17 protein-coding genes are annotated in these 16,569 nt (G+C 62.2%); 3 read left to right on the top strand and 14 right to left on the bottom strand.

Annotation, left to right across the window (positions count from 1 at the left end):
* Positions 1-215: 215 nt before the first annotated feature.
* The 5 genes from ACTJLB_RS03405 to ACTJLB_RS03385 form a co-directional block, all read right to left on the bottom strand.
* Complete coding sequence (locus ACTJLB_RS03405; RefSeq protein WP_020070813.1) at positions 216-968, bottom strand: IclR family transcriptional regulator domain-containing protein; 753 nt, start codon at positions 966-968, stop codon at positions 216-218.
* Between the two features lie 238 nt (positions 969-1,206).
* Positions 1,207-1,458: a hypothetical protein gene (locus tag ACTJLB_RS03400; protein WP_087752449.1), complete on the bottom strand. Its 252-nt coding sequence runs from the start codon at positions 1,456-1,458 to the stop codon at positions 1,207-1,209.
* Entirely contained in the window at positions 1,455-1,679 is a 225-nt protein-coding gene (locus tag ACTJLB_RS03395; RefSeq protein ID WP_440782483.1) for a hypothetical protein, read from the bottom strand. The genes ACTJLB_RS03400 and ACTJLB_RS03395 overlap by 4 nt, the downstream gene beginning before the upstream one ends.
* A 576-nt stretch (positions 1,680-2,255) precedes the next feature.
* Positions 2,256-2,948, bottom strand: coding sequence for a DUF2242 domain-containing protein (locus ACTJLB_RS03390; RefSeq protein ID WP_310066071.1), 693 nt, complete (start codon positions 2,946-2,948; stop codon positions 2,256-2,258).
* A gap of 193 nt (positions 2,949-3,141) precedes the next feature.
* A complete protein-coding gene (locus tag ACTJLB_RS03385; RefSeq protein WP_440782482.1) occupies positions 3,142-3,795 on the bottom strand; it encodes a lytic transglycosylase domain-containing protein in 654 nt (217 codons plus the stop codon).
* Positions 3,796-4,118: 323 nt separating this feature from the next.
* Here ACTJLB_RS03385 and ACTJLB_RS03380 point away from each other — a divergent pair, with 323 nt between their 5' ends.
* Positions 4,119-4,379 carry a DUF6723 family protein gene (locus tag ACTJLB_RS03380; protein WP_027777025.1) on the top strand — a complete coding sequence of 87 codons (261 nt, stop codon included), beginning with the start codon at positions 4,119-4,121 and terminating at the stop codon, positions 4,377-4,379.
* Between the two features lie 140 nt (positions 4,380-4,519).
* Here ACTJLB_RS03380 and glmS read toward each other — a convergent pair whose 3' ends face one another.
* The 5 genes from glmS to ACTJLB_RS03355 form a co-directional block, all read right to left on the bottom strand.
* Complete coding sequence (gene glmS / locus ACTJLB_RS03375) at positions 4,520-6,337, bottom strand: glutamine--fructose-6-phosphate transaminase (isomerizing) (RefSeq protein ID WP_020070807.1); 1,818 nt, start codon at positions 6,335-6,337, stop codon at positions 4,520-4,522.
* Positions 6,338-6,398: 61 nt separating this feature from the next.
* Complete coding sequence (glmU, locus tag ACTJLB_RS03370) at positions 6,399-7,760, bottom strand: bifunctional UDP-N-acetylglucosamine diphosphorylase/glucosamine-1-phosphate N-acetyltransferase GlmU (RefSeq protein ID WP_440782481.1); 1,362 nt, start codon at positions 7,758-7,760, stop codon at positions 6,399-6,401.
* Between the two features lie 129 nt (positions 7,761-7,889).
* The gene (ttcA, locus tag ACTJLB_RS03365; protein ID WP_131320034.1) at positions 7,890-8,864 is read right to left on the bottom strand and encodes a tRNA 2-thiocytidine(32) synthetase TtcA; all 975 of its coding nucleotides are present in this window, start codon (positions 8,862-8,864) and stop codon (positions 7,890-7,892) included.
* A 3-nt stretch (positions 8,865-8,867) separates the two neighbouring features.
* Positions 8,868-9,263, bottom strand: a complete 396-nt coding sequence (locus ACTJLB_RS03360; RefSeq protein ID WP_408413534.1) for a dihydroneopterin aldolase — start codon at positions 9,261-9,263, stop codon at positions 8,868-8,870.
* A gap of 66 nt (positions 9,264-9,329) precedes the next feature.
* Positions 9,330-10,148, bottom strand: a complete 819-nt coding sequence (locus tag ACTJLB_RS03355; RefSeq protein ID WP_440782480.1) for an SDR family oxidoreductase — start codon at positions 10,146-10,148, stop codon at positions 9,330-9,332.
* Positions 10,149-10,161: 13 nt separating this feature from the next.
* Between ACTJLB_RS03355 and ACTJLB_RS03350 the strand changes: the two genes are divergently transcribed.
* Positions 10,162-11,352: a class I SAM-dependent methyltransferase gene (locus ACTJLB_RS03350; RefSeq protein ID WP_440782479.1), complete on the top strand. Its 1,191-nt coding sequence runs from the start codon at positions 10,162-10,164 to the stop codon at positions 11,350-11,352.
* A 16-nt stretch (positions 11,353-11,368) separates the two neighbouring features.
* Entirely contained in the window at positions 11,369-11,563 is a 195-nt protein-coding gene (locus tag ACTJLB_RS03345) for a DUF2905 domain-containing protein (RefSeq protein ID WP_020070801.1), read from the top strand.
* 76 nt (positions 11,564-11,639) lie between these two features.
* Here ACTJLB_RS03345 and ACTJLB_RS03340 read toward each other — a convergent pair whose 3' ends face one another.
* The 4 genes from ACTJLB_RS03340 to ACTJLB_RS03325 form a co-directional block, all read right to left on the bottom strand.
* Entirely contained in the window at positions 11,640-12,872 is a 1,233-nt protein-coding gene (locus tag ACTJLB_RS03340) for a multifunctional CCA addition/repair protein (RefSeq protein ID WP_440782478.1), read from the bottom strand.
* Positions 12,869-13,522, bottom strand: coding sequence for a glutathione S-transferase family protein (locus ACTJLB_RS03335; protein WP_440782477.1), 654 nt, complete (start codon positions 13,520-13,522; stop codon positions 12,869-12,871). The genes ACTJLB_RS03340 and ACTJLB_RS03335 overlap by 4 nt, the downstream gene beginning before the upstream one ends.
* A 31-nt stretch (positions 13,523-13,553) precedes the next feature.
* Positions 13,554-14,507, bottom strand: a complete 954-nt coding sequence (locus ACTJLB_RS03330; protein WP_440782476.1) for a complex I NDUFA9 subunit family protein — start codon at positions 14,505-14,507, stop codon at positions 13,554-13,556.
* 81 nt (positions 14,508-14,588) lie between these two features.
* Complete coding sequence (locus tag ACTJLB_RS03325) at positions 14,589-16,556, bottom strand: transglycosylase SLT domain-containing protein (RefSeq protein WP_440782475.1); 1,968 nt, start codon at positions 16,554-16,556, stop codon at positions 14,589-14,591.
* Positions 16,557-16,569 lie beyond the last annotated feature (13 nt).

Raw genomic sequence — 16,569 nt, 5'->3', positions numbered from 1 at the left:
CCCCAAACCTCAACGACTGAGTCAGTGTGAATGAAATAACTGCGCGGTGAAGCAGGGAGCGCTACAGGCGCCTTACCGCTTCCCGCGGGAGAGTATTACCTGGCGTAGGCGGTTTGTCATGCGCAAAACGGGATATGTATTTTCCGGGAGACAGCTGGCTTTCGAGCCGCTTTCGCTCATAAACAGCCGATATCAGGGATATCCCTTAGCTCTTCTTACACCAGGTTGCGCAGCAGGCTAGCGGTCTCGAGCAGCGTCGGCAGAACGCGGTGCAGCGCCGCGTTCGCCGACTCCTGACCGATCGGCATGCTCACGCTAATCGCCGCGACGACGGTGCCGTGCCGGTCGCGCAGCGGCACCGCGACGCCGCGCACACCGAGTTCCAGTTGCTGGTCCGTAACCACATAACCGTTGCGCCGAATCTCACCGAGCACTTCGCGCAGCCGTTCGATGGTGGAGTATGTGTGCGGCGTGAACACTTTGATCGGATACGACGCGAGCCATTGTTCGATGTTCTCCGGCGCCTGGAACGCCAACAACACCAACCCCGCGGACGATAACGGCGCCGGCGCGCGCGAGCCGAGAACGAAGCCGACCGCCATCGCCCGGTTCACACCATTACGGGCGACGTAGACAACGTCGTGTTCGTCGAGAATCGCGACGAGCGCCGTCTCCTGAAGCGTCGCCGTAATCCGTTGAAGGAACGGCTGCACCGTGCGCGGTAAGCGCGCGGAGTCGAGATAGGACTGCCCTAGCCGCAACACGCGTGGCGCGAGCCAGAAGAGCTTGCCATCGGTGTCGACGTAGCCGAGTTCGCGCAGTGTCAGCAAATAGCGGCGCGCCGCCGTGCGCGACAAACCGGCGCGTCCGGCTACCGCGGTCGGCGTCATGCGCGCGTGCTCTTCGTCGAATGCCTCGATGATCGCGAGCGCCTTCGCGGCACCGGCGATCCAGTCTTTGTCGTCCATCGGGTTGCCTGGGATTCGGGCTGCGAGCGAAAGCTCTGCCGGCGGCTCATTTCGGTCTAGCCGCTGGCGCCGTTCGTCGCGTGATTGTGCCCGAAGCCGCCGCACTCTCGCGCGATTGGCGCGCGCGAAGCATTGGATCAGACGATGGTGAGCCTTGCGGTTGCATGACCCGGCGCTTCAACGAGCACCGGAACGTGGGATAAACGCGGTGGGAAAAAGCGGCAGGCTAGGTGCGCCGTCAAGCGGCGCGCGGATGCGCGTACAGGTGCCTTGCATCGCCGGTGGGCGGGAATACGCACCAGCAGCCGTCGTCGTGACGAAAGAAGAACAGAGCGCGCGAGCCTGATTCCGCCGATGTCTCCACGCGCACGTAGCGCCGGCCGCCATCGCGGGTACGACTGAATTCGGTGACGTGCACGGCCGCAGACGGAGCGGGCGCCAGCCATTTCTCGACGAGAAAACGCAACGACTGTTCGCTCGAGGCTCTCATGATCCGCTCCGGGCCGGCTTGCTCTCGCGAACCTCGCGGGTCGTATCGGCGCTTTCATTGCCTTCGTCGCGTTCGTGACTCTCTTCCAGCCCCGCATCGCGCTCGGCCGATGCGATCGCGATTTCCCGGTTGGTAGCCGCCGCCCGCAACGTGCTGCAATGGGCCGCATGCCTGATATCCGATAGAAGACGGACCAACTGTCGTGCTGTTTTGCGTTTCATCCGACACCCCCCGCACTGCACCAAGAACCTCAGAAACCACTTTAACTCTATGCCCGGATCGGGCATTTACCAACCTGTTTTGGCTAAATAGCAACGGTCGCGCTGCAGAAAGAGAGACGCAAACTTCGTTCCGCCTGCCTTACTCTGCGCGCGACGGTGCGTGCGATCTGTACGCTCGCGAGCCCTCGGTTGCACTAGAGGCCACGCCTTGCGCACCCCTGATGCGACCGGGCGCTCCACTACTTATCCACAGCGGCCTTTGCATAACGTAGGGATAGCGCATGGAACAGCCTGTGCGCGAAATCTTGATAAAAAGGAGAAGGCGTGGCCGACGTGAAAAGTTATCCCGGCTTTGTAGATTTTCTACAGAGAAGAGCCCCACAGTTATCGCGACCGCATTACTTTGATCTAACGGAAGAATTCGCGGTTATCCACAGAGAGGACTAACCCTTGTTAACTACTACTACATATGTATACGTCTTAAGTAAAAGACCTAGGAGAACTGCGGCTGCGCGCTGGTTTTGCGGGCTGCAGCCGCATTGAGCGGCGACAGCCCGACGACTTATCCGGCCTGACTCAGCGTACTAAGGCCGCTTCGCTCGCCGGTTGCACAGAAGCGGCTTTGCCGATCGGGTCCGCGATGTCGGGCGAAGGCGAAGGGGTAGGCGCCGCTGCCTCGACCGGCACCGGCAGCAGATGTGTCTCGATACGGTCGCTGACGACAGGCTCAGTGCGCACCACGGTCTGCAGATAGTGGCCGACGAGACCAAAGAATCGGTCGTAGAACTTGCCCGAGGGAATCGTCTCGCTAGAGATCTTCACCATCGCGTCGCTGTTCGAGCGGATCGGCAGTGACAGCGAACCGAGCACACTCAATCCGACACTTGCCGACGTGTCGCTCTTCTTCAAAGCGAAGCCGTTCTGCACGGCGTTCACATAGACGATGCTGCTACTGCTCGCCTCTTCGCCCGGCGTGCACACCACGTGAAATTCGACGACCACGTGGGTGTCGCCGGTGGGCTGGAAGTTCTTCGTGCCGTCGACGGTATCGTTGCGGGTCATCGTCGTCAGATAGCCCTGGCTCAACAAGGCTCGACGCGCAGCTTCACATGTGTCCGTGACGCTCGAGTTGAAATTGCGCGCATAGGGGCTCGCGCCGGTTTCGAATAGCTCTTGCTGGAATTTGGGCGTCGGCGCGCTGCTGCAGGCGGCGAGGATCAGCAGGCCGCACAGCGAGGCCGCAGTGGTCTTTAGAAGCGAGGTGGACATGGTCAATCAGAAACGCTGCGTGAATGCGAAAGAAATCGCACAGGAAACGCATTGTAGAGCGGTTGTCGCCGGTGCGTAAAAAGCGTGCAGCGAATCGGCCGACGCGCGACTTGCACCGTCTTTCACCGTGCGTCCAGCGATGCTGCCAACCGTCGTCCCGCGCAACGAGGCTGCGACGAAGAAGAGTGGACGTTCAGTTGGACGTTGTGGGAAGTGCCGCCGACGTTACCGCCCTGCTTGGGCCCGCGCCGCCAGCACTGGACGCTGGAACAGTGAACGCATCGGACCAGTTGCCGGATGCCGGGCAACCGTCGGACGTGCGAGCGTTGCAGGAGGCCGTTCGGCCGTCCGAATTTTTGGCGGAGTCTTGAGGTGTCGCGACGCCGGCAAAATCGCCCGCACGCATGCTGACTTTTTGCGCGTAGGCTTGCGAGCCGCCGTAGCTCTTGAGCGCGGCGTTCATATCGCCGTTAGCCGAGCGCATGTAGCCGTACAGAATCGCGGAGCCGGCTTCGATATTGGCCGTCGGCTCGGTGAGATCCTTCACATTTCTCAGAAGCCCGCGATGAGCGCTCGGCACGACCTGCATCAGCCCGGTCGCGCCGTTGGCGCCCTTGGCCTTTTCCTTGAAGCGCGACTCGATCGAGATAATCGCCAGCAGTAGCGCCGGCGGTAACGAGTATTTCGATGCTGCGGATTGCACGGCGTCGGATATCTTTGCCGCCTTCTCCTTGGCGAGACCGAATTTCTGCGTCAGATAGACGGACATGCGGTCGCCGTTCTCCTCAGCCAGCGCCGATTGGGCGAGGCCGAGCGAAAGCAGTATCAGGCAAAGTAACCGACTCATGGCATAGGTCTGAGGAAAAAGTTTGCGCATTATAACCCTGCCTTAAAAATAGGCATCGGTCGGCTAAATGCGGGCTCTTACGCGTAGACGCTGCCCGGGAGAGCCTATGTCCCGTGGCTGTATGTGCCGGCGGTCCGATTGCACGCTGTGTGTCCAAACGCAAAAGGTGATCCGTTAGTTGCGATTGATGACGTCTGCGTGCTCCTCGTCGCACACGTTGGAACGTGAACAGCCTCGCTTCCGCGGATTTGAGACAATGACGGTCGCCGGCGATCTTCCGTCCGCGACAATCGCAGGTTAATCGAACACGAGATGTCCTCAGCATGAGCAAGACCGCATTTATTCCCAGCGTCCCCGCAGCATCGGAGGACGATTTCGAAATATCGGCGAAGTCCAAGCTCGCGGGCTACCGGCGTTTCTACGGCGTATTGAAAGTCGTTCGAACGACCGACGGCCGTGTGCTGTTCCCGTTCGATGGCGCACCGGAGCTCGGCCCGTATCCAACGAAGCTGGAGGCGGTCGCAGCCGCGCAGGTCTACGGCGAACACATCGCGTTGTCCGACCTCGCCCGGCCGGAGTTGTGAGCCCAAACGGGCGCTGACGAGCCTCGCGGGTCGCCATCAAGGGCAGAGGCTGTGCAAACAAAAAAGCGCCGGCTATATAGCCGGCGCTTTTGTCTGGTGCGCTACCTCAATCTACAACCACAAAGCTCCGCCAACCCCTCTTACTCCACCGTCACCGACTTCGCGAGATTCCGCGGCTTATCCACGTCGGTGCCTCGCGCGCAAGCCGTGTGATACGCCAGCAACTGCAGCGGCACCACGTGCAGAATCGGCGACAACAGACCGTAGTGCTCCGGCATCCGGATTACGTGGATGCCCTCGTCGTTGACGATCTTCGTATCCGCGTCGGCGAAAACATAGAGTTGGCCGCCACGTGCGCGCACTTCCTGGATATTCGACTTGAGCTTTTCGAGCAACGCGTCGTTTGGTGCGACAGTCACGACCGGCATTGCCTCGGTGACGAGGGCAAGCGGCCCGTGCTTCAGTTCGCCAGCCGGATACGCCTCGGCGTGAATGTAGGAAATTTCCTTCAGCTTCAACGCACCTTCGAGCGCGATCGGATAATGCATGCCGCGGCCGAGGAATAGCGCATGTTCCTTGCGCGAAAACTCTTCCGACCACGCGATGATCTGCGGCTCGAGCGCCAACACGCTGTTCAGCGCGGCGGGCAAATGGCGAAGCTGTCGCAAGTATTCGGTTTCCTGCTCCGGGCTCACGCGCCCGCGCTGCTTCGCGAGCGTGACGGCCAGCACGAACAGCGCAACCAGTTGCGTCGTAAACGCCTTGGTCGACGCAACGCCGATCTCGCGGCCCGCATGCGTGAGAAACGCCAATTCGGTTTGGCGCACCATCGCGCTGGTGCCGACGTTGCACACGGCGAGCGTATGCCGATGCCCAAGCGCCTGCGCATGCTTGAGCGCTGCAAGCGTGTCAGCGGTTTCGCCGGACTGCGATATCACGACCACGAGCGACCTGGGATTAGGCACCGACTCGCGGTAGCGATACTCGCTGGCTATTTCCACCTGCGTCGGGATCTTGGCGATCGACTCGAGCCAGTATTTCGCGGTGAGCCCCGAGTAGTAGCTCGTGCCGCACGCGAGGATCAGCAGATTGTCGATATCCGCGAACACGTTCCCGGCACTTTCGCCGAACAGCGAGGCTTCGAACGAATCCGATTGCGGGATCGTGTCGGAGATCGCGCGCGGCTGCTCGAAGATTTCCTTTTGCATGAAGTGACGGTACGGGCCAAGCTCCACGGCGCCGCCGTATGCCGCGACCTGACGCACCTCGCGGCGCACTTCGTTGCCCTCGCGGTCGGCAATACGCACGCCCTCGAGCGTCAATTCGCAGACATCGCCTTCTTCCAGAAAAATGAAGCGCTCCGTGCTGCCCGCGAGCGCAAGCGCGTCGGACGCAAGGAAGTTCTCGCCGTCGCCGAGTCCCACCACGAGCGGCGAGCCCTGCCGCGCGCCCACCACGGTATGCGGCTGGTCTTTATGCAGCACCGCGATCGCATAGGCGCCGTGCAGTTGCGCGACCGCCTCGCGCACAGCCGCAAACAGATCGCCCCGATAAAGGCTGTGAATCAGATGCGCGATAACCTCTGTATCGGTCTGCGAGACGAACGTGTAACCCTTGTCACGCAACGTTTCGCGCAACGATTCGTAGTTTTCGATGATGCCGTTGTGTACCAACGCGAGCGCATCTTTCGAAAAGATCGGGTGAGCATTGTCGGTGACCGGCGCGCCATGCGTAGCCCAGCGCGTATGGGCAATACCGGTGATGCCGCCCAAGTGGCTGTCGCGTACCTGATCGTCGAGATCGGCGACGCGCGCCACGCTGCGAGCGCGCGCCGGGCCGCCCTCACCCAGCACGGCAACGCCGCAAGAGTCGTAGCCGCGATATTCGAGGCGCCGCAGTCCTTCGATCAGGACGGGGACGATATTACGTTGCGCTGCCGCGCCAACAATGCCGCACATGGTCTGTTCCTCGTTCAGTGCTGGAAGCTTGCAGGGCGCACGTCGCCCCGCGGCCGTTCCATCAACTCTTCTTTTTAGTCGGGCGTACGTAGCCCGTCTTGCTGGTTTGCGTCTTGTCGTTCAGGACCAGCGAGTCTGCCTCGACGTCCTTCCAGACCGTGGTGCCCGCCGCGATCGTCGCGCCCCGCTTCACACGCACCGGCGCAACCAGTTGCGTGTCTGAACCGACGAAAACGTCGTCTTCGATGATCGTGCGGGATTTGTTCGCGCCGTCGTAATTGCACGTGATGGTGCCCGCGCCGATATTCACTCGCGCGCCGATATCCGAGTCGCCGATATACGTGAGGTGATTGGCTTTCGAGCCGCGGCCGAGCACCGCGTTTTTCACCTCGACGAAATTGCCGACATGCGATTCGTCGTGCAACGACGCGCCCGGTCGCAACCGCGCATAAGGCCCGAGCACGACATTCGCGCCGACTTCCGCGCCTTCGATATGTGTGAACGCATCGATCCGTGTACCCGCGCCGATGGTCGCGTTGCGGATCACGCAGTTCGGCCCGACCGTCACATTATCAGCCAGCGTTACGCGGCCTTCGAATACGCAGTTCACGTCGATCGACACGTCGCGGCCGCACTCCAGCGTGCCGCGCACGTCTACGCGCGCCGGATCGGCAAGCGTCACGCCGGACACGAGCAGCGCGTCAGCCACGTTGCGCTGATGAATCCGCTCCAGCTCGGCAAGCTGCTGCTTGCTGTTCACGCCCAAGGTTTCCCATTCATCCTGAGGCTGCGTGGTGACGACTTCGAGGCCCGCTTCAATTGCCATTTCGACCGCGTCGGTCAGATAGAACTCGCCTTGTGCGTTGTCGTTCTTCAACGCGGCGAGCCAGCCCGCAAGACGCTCGGTGGGTGCAACGATAATGCCCGTGTTGATCTCGGCAATCAGAAGCTGATCGGCGTTCGCGTCTTTCTGCTCGACGATGCGGGACACCTTGCCCTGCGAATCGCGCACGATGCGGCCGTAGCCGCTCGGGTCGGCAAGCGTCACCGTGAGGACGCCGTAGCCATGCTGCCCGGCGCGTTCTACCAGCGCCCGCAGCGTGTTTGCACGCGTGAGCGGCACGTCGCCGTAGAGCACGAGCGTGGGCACGGACGGATCGAGTAGCGGCAAAGCCTGTTGCACCGCGTGGCCCGTTCCGAGTTGCTGTTCCTGCACGGCGAACTGCACGTCGGGCGCGGCAACGGTTTTGCGGACCAGGTCCGCGCCGTGACCGATCACCACGACGAGCCGCGTGGGCTTCAGTGTGCGTGCAGTCTCGATGACATGGGCGAGAAGCGGCCGGCCGGCCAGGGGATGGAGCACCTTGGGAAGCGCGGACCGCATGCGCTTACCGGTGCCTGCCGCCAAAATCACGATGTTCATGGCGTCGGCATATAGACGGAGTTTGGAGCCGTCGATTCTATCATGCACGCACTTGTCAAAATGACCGCGAAAGCGGCCATTTCGCGAGCGAAAGCCCGCACACAGACGCCATTTTTGCGAGCGTTCGAATCAAAGATCGTCGAACTGGACAATCGAGATCGGCCGCGCGGCGCCAAGCGGCGCGCCGTTATCGGCGTCGGTCGAGCAAGGTTCTTCGTCGAATGCGATGTCGCCTTGCGGATCGGCCTCGCCGGTCGCGCGCAGGCCCGCGAACGGAAACAGCTTGTGATCCATCAAGTGCGACGGCACCACATTCGACAACGCGTTGAACATATTTTCGATGCGTCCCGGAAAGCGCTTTTCCCAATCGCGAATCAGCGCCTTCATCTCAGCGCGTTTCAGATTCGGCTGGCTGCCGCACAAATTGCACGGAATGATCGGAAATTCACGCAATTCCGCATACTTTTCCAGATCGGTTTCCTTCACGTAGGCGAGCGGACGGATCACGATGTTCTTGCCATCGTCCGATTGCAGCTTGGGCGGCATGCCCTTCAGCTTGCCGCCGTAGAACATGTTCAGCAGCAACGTTTGCAGAATGTCGTCGCGATGATGGCCGAGCGCGATCTTGGTCGCGCCCAGTTCGCCCGCCACACGATAGAGAATGCCGCGCCGCAATCGCGAACACAGCGAGCAGGTGGTCTTGCCCTCGGGCACGAGCCGCTTGACGATGCTATACGTGTCCTGATTTTCGATGTGAAACGGTATGTCGAGCTGCTTCAGATACTCGGGCAACACGTGCTCGGGAAAGCCAGGCTGCTTCTGGTCCAGATTCACCGCAACGATGTCGAAGTTGATCGGCGCGCGCTCGCGCAGCCGCATCAGCACGTCGAGCATCGCATAGCTGTCCTTGCCGCCCGACAGGCAGACCATCACCTTGTCGCCGTCCTCGATCATGTTGAAGTCGCCGATTGCCTCGCCGACCTGGCGCGCAAGCCGCTTGAAGAGCTTGTTGTTCTCGTACGCTTCCTTCTGCTCGCGGCGCGTGAGCGGCGACTTTGGACGGGTCGCGGGCGTGGTGTCGTCAATGATTTCCGGAGCATTCATGGCTCAATCCTCTTTGATGCGGAAAACTTCGACGCCCACCGCGTCGCAGTCGGGATAAACATCCGGCTTTTCTGTCGAAACGCGCGCGGCCCGCACTTGCGGATGTGCGAGCATGGCCTTGACGAGGTCATCGCACAGCGTTTCCTGCAAGTGAATGTGGCCTTGCTCGACGCGGCGCGAAATGGTCGAACGCATGAAGTCGTAGTCGACCACTTCATCCAGTTTGTCCTGCACCGGCGTGGAAAGCGCGAGCGGCACGAACAGTTCGACGTTGATGACGACGCGCTGTTCGCCGCGCTTCTCGAAGTCGTGCACGCCAATGTTGATGTGCACTTCGTAATTGCGCAGAAAGAGCCGGCGGCAGTCGGCGAGCCGGGGATGCGAAAGAGCGGCAAACATGTTCGTTCCAGTCCAAAAGAGCGTGGGGGCACGCAAAGGGCGCTTCAGACGCCCATTAGAAACCCATTAAAAACCCGTTAGAAACATCACGTCGCGCGGCAGCGGCACGAGGTGCTGCCCGCCGTCGACCACCAGCGTCGTTCCTGTGACGCCGGTTGCGTCCGCGAGATACAGTGCGGCGGCCACAATATCCTCCGGCCGCGACGCACGGCCCAAAGGCGTAACCCGGTGAGCGGCCGCGAAGCTCTCCGCCGTTTGATCGGCGGATTGCATCGTCAGACCAGGCGCGAGTCCGACTACACGCACTTTCGGCGCCAACGCCTGCGCGAGCGCGATCGTGGCTGTCTGCAATGCCGCCTTCGACAGCGTATACGACAGGTAGTCCGGATTCATGTTGTACAGCTTCTGGTCCAACACATTGATCACGACGCTGCGCTGCGCTTCGTCGACAAGCGCGGCTTGCGGCGTCGCGTCGAACAGCATGCGAGCCAGCACGAGCGGCGCGCCGAGGTTGATCGCGGTCAGCTTCAGCAGCAGTTCGTAGCCGACGTTGCGAGGCGTGTCTTCTTGGAAACTCGACGCATTGTTGACGATGCAAACCGGCCGGCCGAGCGCCGCGGTGCAGGCGGGCAACAGGGCCGCGACCTGAGCCTCGTCGCTCAGTTCCGCATGCAAGGCCACCGCGCGGCGGCCCATGCGTGCGATCTCCGCGACCACTTCTTCGGCTTCCCCTCGCGACGCGCCGTAATGGACGGCCACGTCCCAGCCCCGCGCGGCAAAGCCGAGCGCGAGCGAACGTCCGATGCGGCGCGCGGCGCCGGTAATCAGGACGACACGCGGCGTTTCGGGCTCGCGGGCGGCGGCGGTGTCGATAGAAGCGGTCATTTACAATGCGGGAATGAATCCGAAAGCTCACCAACCCGATAGTTTACCTGCTCCCGGCCCGAGCGCGCTTGCGCAGTCCGAAGCGCTCGTCGCGCTCATTCGAGCGGAGCTTGAAGAGGCCGGCGGCTGGTTGCCGTTCGATCGCTATATGGAGCGCGCGCTGTACGCGCCCGGACTCGGCTACTACAGCGGCGGCGCCCGCAAGTTCGGCTTGCGCGGCGACGACGGCAGCGACTTCGTCACGGCACCCGAACTGTCGCCGCTCTTCGCGACCACGCTGGCGCGTCCCGTCGCCGAAGCGCTGCACGCAAGCGGTACGCGCAACGTGATGGAGTTCGGCGCCGGCACCGGCAAACTCGCGGCCGGGTTACTGAACGCGCTCGCCGCGCTCGGTGCCGAATTCGACAGCTATTCGATCGTCGATCTGTCGGGAGAATTGCGTGAGCGTCAGCGTGAAACCATCGAAGCCGTCGCGCCTTTACACGCGGGCAAAGTGCGCTGGCTAGACGCACTGCCGGAGCGCTTCGAGGGCGTGGTGATCGGCAATGAAGTGTTGGACGCGATGCCGGTGCGGCTTTTTGCTTCCGTGGACGGCGACTGGCGGGAACGCGGCGTTGCGTGGCGCGACCGGTGGTTCGCATTCGAAGACCGCCCGGTTTCCGCAACCGCCGATATGGCATTGCTGTCCGAAATCGACACGACCGGCGGCGACTACCTCGCCGAAACGCACGACGCCGCGCGTGCCTTCACGCGCACCATCTGCACGATGCTCACACGCGGCGCGGCGTTTTTCATCGACTACGGTTTCCCGCGTCACGAGTACTATCATGCGCAGCGCGCGCAGGGTACGCTGATGTGCCACTACCGGCATCGCGCGCATGGCGATCCGTTTGTCTATCCTGGCTTGCAGGACATCACCGCGCACGTGGAGTTCACCGGTATCGCCGAAGCCGGCGTTGAAACCGGAGCCGACCTGCTGGGCTTCACGTCGCATGCCCGCTTTCTGCTGAACGCCGGCATTACGGATGCGTTATCCGAAATCGATCCCGCCGACACAGCGCGCTTTTTGCCCGCGGCGAACGCGGTGCAGAAGCTGTTGTCGGAGGCCGAAATGGGCGAGCTATTCAAGGTGATCGCGTTCTCGCGCGGACTGGAAGACACGCTGCAGGCGTTTTCCAGCGGCGACCGGTCGCACACGCTGTAATGCCGGGGTACGCACGATGATCCGCTGGCTGTTGACTACTTTCGTTGCCCTCGCGGTACTGTCGGCTTGCTGGCCGTGGCTTCGAAAGCTCGGCATTGGACGAATGCCCGGCGACGTCAGCGTGCGTCTGTTCGGACGCGAATATCACTTTCCGTTTATGTCGACGTTGTTGCTGTCGATGTTGCTGTCGCTTATCGCGAGGCTCCTGTAAAGCCGCGCGCGGTTGATTGCGACAGCTCGCAAAGTTTTTTCACGAACGCCGTCGGTACAGTACCGCGCCGTTTCGCTCACTCGAGCGCCGCGGCCACAGCACGCACGCGTTCTTGATGCACGGCGTCCTTGATGCCGGCCGGCGCCTCGGCGAGCCGTTTGGCGACGGCGCCCGCATCCACGCCCCGCGCGGCGACGAGCGCGACTCGCAAGCGCTCCGCCTGCGGATACTCCCGCGCTTCGAAACCGAGCCGGCCACGCGCGTCGGCCTCGCACGCCTGCAACGCTTCTGCGAAACGCGAAGGCTTGCGTATCGCGTCGCAGCGCTCGAGCAGCCTCACGAGCGCTGCGGCGCCCATTTCCGTCACGCGATGGATGTTGCCGTGTTCGCGCGCCACCAGCACCGCGAGGTCGCGACACTCGTTCGGAACACGTAAGCGCTCGCACAGAGGCTTGAGCAGATCCACGCTGCGTCCTTCGTGGCCGATATGCCGCGGCAGAATATCTTCGGGCGTGGTGGCTTTGCCGAGGTCATGCGTGAGCGCGGCAAACCGCACGGGCAGCGCATAACCCTGCTGCGCGGCGTGGTCGAGCACCATCATGACATGCACGCCCGTATCGACTTCGGGGTGATAGTCGGCGCGCTGCGGTACGCCGAACAGCGCGTCGATCTCCGGCAGAATCCGCACCAAAGCGCCGCAATCGCGCAGTACTTCGAACATGCGCGACGGCTTCTTCTCCATCAATCCGCGCGACACCTCCTGCCACACGCGTTCGGCGACGAGCGCGTCCACTTCGCCGTCCGCCACCATCTTTCGCATCAGCGCGAGGGTCTCAGGCGCGACCGTGAAATCGGCAAAACGCGCGGCGAAGCGCGCAATCCGCAAGATGCGCACCGGATCTTCGAGAAACGCGTCGCTGACGTGGCGGAAAAGCTTCGCCTCCAAGTCGCGCTGACCGCCGAACGGATCGATCACCGGGCCTGTGAGTTCGCCTCCCGGACGCACCTCGCGAGCCATTGCGTTGATTGTCAAGTCGCGGCGCGCAAGGTCTTCTTCGAGCGTCACGTCTGGCGCGTAGAAGAACTGGAAGCCGTGATAGCCTGCCGCGGTCTTTCGCTCTGTACGTGCGAGCGCGTACTCCTCGTGCGTCTGCGGATGCAGGAACACGGGGAAGTCCTTGCCTACCGGGCGGTAGCCCTGCGCGACCATTTGCTCGGGTGTCGCGCCGACCACCACGTAATCGCGATCCTGAACCGGCACGCCCAGCAATTCGTCGCGAATGGCGCCGCCCACTGCATAGATATTCATCGGCATTCGTCTAGATACGCAACGGCGTGCGTCTCGCTGAGCGCGTCGTCCATCCAGGCTTTCACGGCGGGCACGGCCATGACCCGTCGCATATATGCCGACGACGTCTCCGACAACGCCGGCTGCCACGTGTTGAAGCGCATGACCACCGGCGCGTACATTGCGTCCGCAATGGTGAACTCGCCGAACAGGAAAGGACCGCCATATGTGTCCAGACAGTCGCGCCAGATCGCCTCGATACGCGCGATGTCGGCCAGCACACCCGGCGTTGCATTCTTGCCGGGGAACGACGCGCGAATGTTCATCCACATATGCGAGCGCAACTCGCCGAAGCCGGAATGCATCTCGGCGCTCACACTGCGGGCATGCGCACGTGCCGCCGTGTCGCGCGGCCAGAGCGCGTGCTGAGGAAAGCGCTCGGCCAGTGTCTCGGCAATTGCCAGAGAATCCCATATGGCAAGGCCCGCGTCGTCGATTAAACAGGGGATCTTGCCGGGGCCCTTCGGCGCATGAGCCAGCACGGCAGCGTTGGTGCCGGGCTGGTTCAGATGAATCAGGATTTCGTCGAACGCAATCCCGAAATGCTTGAACAGCAGCCACGGACGCATCGACCACGACGAATAGTTCTTGTCACCAATAAGCAGCTTCATGCGGGTTCGTATGAGGAAGAAGTAAAGAGGTTCAGCGCCCCGCGCTCGCGCGAAACGCATCGAAACGCGAGCGTGCCGACGCCCCGCTCAGATAGACCGGCGCGATGGTTTCGAGGCTGGCCGGCTCGAGACCCAGCTCGGGTGCGAGCGGCCGGCTCAGCACGTTATCGACTTTCATCGAGTCGAGATTGTCGCGTGTGAGGACAGGTTCACCGGGTGCCATTTCGAAGGTCATTGCCTGCATGCGCGCCAGCATTTGCGGCAAACGGATGATGCTCGCATGCTTGCCGATCACATCGCCGCAATATTTGACCAGCTCTTCGAGCGAATAGACGCTCGGGCCACCAAGCTCGTAGGTCTTGCCGCTGGCCGCATCGAGATCGAGCACGTTCACGATCGCCTTCGCGACGTCGCCGACATAGACCGGCTGGAATTTCGCGTCCGGCATTGCGAGCGGAATCACCGGGAAGATGCGCTGCAAGAAAGCGAACTTGTTGAGAAATTGGTCTTCCGGACCGAACACGACGGACGGCCGAAAAATCGTCCACGCAAGATTCGACGCGTGCACGGCTTTCTCGCCATCGCCCTTCGAGCGCGCGTACATGCTCGGGCCGTTGGAGTCGGCGCCGAGCGCGCTCAGATGAATTAGCCGATGCACGCCCTTACCTTCGCAGGCCGCCGCAATTTTGGTCGGCAGTTCGACATGAGCGCGCGCGAATTCCGGACCGTATGGCGTGCGGCGCTTACCGTGCAGCGTGCCGACGAGATTGATCACACAGTCGGTTTCCTCGACAAAGCGAGCGAGTTGAACTGGATCGAAGACGTCGGTCTCGATCACGTCGATAGGAAGCAGCGTGAGGTGGCGCGCGTTATAGCGTCGGCGTGTGGCGATGCGCACGTCTTTGCCCATTTCAACGAGGGCGTTGACGAGATGGCTTCCGATGAAACCGGAACCGCCAATGATCGCAATGGCTTTGTGTCGCATTTTCGACTCCCTGGTGGAAGCCGCGGCAACGGCTGGCGTGGCGCACCGCTGCCTCGCACCGAGGCAGCGGCGGCACGGCGCTTACGGTGCGATGTAACCCAGACGCGCCTTCAGCGATTGCGGACGGCCTTCGAACAATGCCGCGTAGTAGACCGTGTTGGACAACACATTCTTCACGTAGTCACGCGTTTCCTGGAAGGGAATCGCTTCGGCGAAGATCGCGCCTTCGACCGGATACTGCAACGTCTGCCGCCAGTTACGCGGACGGCCCGGCCCGGCGTTGTAACCTGCGGTGGCCAGCACGGCGGAACCATCGAACTGATTGTAGATCATCGACAGGTAGTTCGTGCCCAGCAGGATGTTGGTGTTGATGTCGTTCATCTGCTCGCGCGAAATCGGGCCGAGGCCGATCTTCTTTGCGACGAGTTGCGCGGTGCCGGGCATCAGCTGCATCAAACCGCCCGCGCCGACTTCGGAGCGCGCGTTAATGATGAAGCGCGATTCCTGGCGGATCAGCCCGTACGCCCATTCCACGTCGAGGCCGCTCGACTGCGCATCCCGTTCGACGATGTCGCGGAACGGCGACAAATAACGCAGCGAGAAATCGTGTTCGGTTTTCGTGCGGTCGGCGGTGTTGACGGTGCGGTCATACAACTGGATACGGCGCGCGTATTCGGCGGCGGCGAGCAGCTGACGGTCGCTCATGGTGCGCAGCGGCCAGTTCCATTCGCGATTGCCTTCGAGCCGCAAGTTCAGCGCGTAGAAGCGCTGCGCCAGATCGAAACCAGGTGTGTTGCCGGCCTGCTGGACTTCGGAATCGGTCACCATGGTTTTCGGCGGCACCGAAATCTTCTGCCCGAGTTCTTCAGCGGCCAGTTGCCCGTAGAAGTTGAAACCCTGGGAGATGGACTCGAATTCCTGGTTGGCCGTGGTCGTGTCGCCGGCCTGCTTGAGCGCACGGGCATGCCAATAGACCCACGACGGCTGATTGCGCAGCGCCACCGGCATCTGCTCGATCGACCAGCGCACCATGTTCCAGTCTCCGGCGAGGAGCGCGGTGCGCGTGCGCCATTCATACGCGGGGTTCGAGAGCGGCGCGTTTGCCGACAGCCTGTACCAGTCGGTTGCGCTCGGCATCTGTTTGGCCGCCGCCTGATAGGCAATGGTGCCCCAGCCGATGGCGCGTTCGGGCGAATTCAGCGACGGCGCGACAGACGCGAACGTGGCCGCGGCCATGGCCGGATCGTTGCGGGCCATGCGCGTGATGGCGAGCAGCGCGAGTTGATGCGATTGCGCATCGGGGCTGACACCACGCGCGAGCAACAACGGCGGCGTACTGGTAGCCTGGCCGAACAGCACCGGATCGGGCGCCTGGTCGCCCAGCGCGTCGACCAGCTTGCTGCCGGTATTCGGATAGTTCTGTTCGTAAGCGAGTCGGATTTGTTGCCAGATGTCGTCGGTGCTGAACTGCTGGTTCACGCCGAGCACCGTGATGAGATCGACGCAGCCGTCGCCGTACCATTTCGGATCGACGAGCAGCGCGCGCGCCGCGTCCGCGACATTCTCGCCGCGCGACGCACGCGATTCGAGCGCGTAGCACTTGACCTGCGTATCGTCGTTCAGCACGAAGCGCGCATATTGCTGGTCGAAGTTGCGCCAATCGTGGCGCGTGCCGAGCACCGTGAGGTAGTCGTTGCGCATGCGGTCGGCGATCGCCTGGCCGTCGTACTTCTGCAGGAACGCGAGCACCGGCGCGTCTGGCGCGTCGACGCGCGCATGGCCGCCGGAATCGAAGAGCTGCGGCTTGATCTGGAAGTACTCCAGATACGAAGGCGCCGGATAGCTCGGGATCATGCTCGCCAACTGCACTGCACGAGCCGCGTCGTTATTGCGGGCGGCCTCGCGCAACTGGACGAAAATCTGATCGTCGTTGGTGAGCTGCGAAATGGGAAGAGGCTTGACGGCTGATGCCGTGCTACATGCGACGAGCGCCGCTGCGGCTAACGCCATGCCGGCCGCGCGATATACTCGATAAAGACTTTTTGACATCGTTGTTTCTGGA

Origin of the sequence: Paraburkholderia sp. 22098 (assembly GCF_052045935.1) — a bacterium.
Taxonomy (GTDB): Bacteria; Pseudomonadota; Gammaproteobacteria; order Burkholderiales; family Burkholderiaceae; genus Paraburkholderia; species Paraburkholderia caledonica.
The sequence above is the reverse complement of the archived record's forward strand: the minus strand, read 5'-3'. Positions and strand labels throughout refer to the sequence as shown.

Coding starts and splice junctions, on each gene's coding strand:
- ACTJLB_RS03335 (WP_440782477.1), bottom strand. CDS start 13,522: ATGAAGCTGCTTATTGGTGACAAGAACTATTCGTCGTGGTCGATGCGT.
- ACTJLB_RS03345 (WP_020070801.1), top strand. CDS start 11,369: ATGATCCGCTGGCTGTTGACTACTTTCGTTGCCCTCGCGGTACTGTCG.
- ACTJLB_RS03360 (WP_408413534.1), bottom strand. CDS start 9,263: ATGTTTGCCGCTCTTTCGCATCCCCGGCTCGCCGACTGCCGCCGGCTC.
- ACTJLB_RS03350 (WP_440782479.1), top strand. CDS start 10,162: ATGAATCCGAAAGCTCACCAACCCGATAGTTTACCTGCTCCCGGCCCG.
- ACTJLB_RS03355 (WP_440782480.1), bottom strand. CDS start 10,148: ATGACCGCTTCTATCGACACCGCCGCCGCCCGCGAGCCCGAAACGCCG.
- glmU (WP_440782481.1), bottom strand. CDS start 7,760: ATGAACATCGTGATTTTGGCGGCAGGCACCGGTAAGCGCATGCGGTCC.
- ACTJLB_RS03395 (WP_440782483.1), bottom strand. CDS start 1,679: ATGAAACGCAAAACAGCACGACAGTTGGTCCGTCTTCTATCGGATATC.
- glmS (WP_020070807.1), bottom strand. CDS start 6,337: ATGTGCGGCATTGTTGGCGCGGCAGCGCAACGTAATATCGTCCCCGTC.
- ACTJLB_RS03325 (WP_440782475.1), bottom strand. CDS start 16,556: ATGTCAAAAAGTCTTTATCGAGTATATCGCGCGGCCGGCATGGCGTTA.
- ACTJLB_RS03390 (WP_310066071.1), bottom strand. CDS start 2,948: ATGTCCACCTCGCTTCTAAAGACCACTGCGGCCTCGCTGTGCGGCCTG.
- ttcA (WP_131320034.1), bottom strand. CDS start 8,864: ATGAATGCTCCGGAAATCATTGACGACACCACGCCCGCGACCCGTCCA.
- ACTJLB_RS03405 (WP_020070813.1), bottom strand. CDS start 968: ATGGACGACAAAGACTGGATCGCCGGTGCCGCGAAGGCGCTCGCGATC.
- ACTJLB_RS03380 (WP_027777025.1), top strand. CDS start 4,119: ATGAGCAAGACCGCATTTATTCCCAGCGTCCCCGCAGCATCGGAGGAC.
- ACTJLB_RS03400 (WP_087752449.1), bottom strand. CDS start 1,458: ATGAGAGCCTCGAGCGAACAGTCGTTGCGTTTTCTCGTCGAGAAATGG.
- ACTJLB_RS03385 (WP_440782482.1), bottom strand. CDS start 3,795: ATGAGTCGGTTACTTTGCCTGATACTGCTTTCGCTCGGCCTCGCCCAA.
- ACTJLB_RS03340 (WP_440782478.1), bottom strand. CDS start 12,872: ATGAATATCTATGCAGTGGGCGGCGCCATTCGCGACGAATTGCTGGGC.
- ACTJLB_RS03330 (WP_440782476.1), bottom strand. CDS start 14,507: ATGCGACACAAAGCCATTGCGATCATTGGCGGTTCCGGTTTCATCGGA.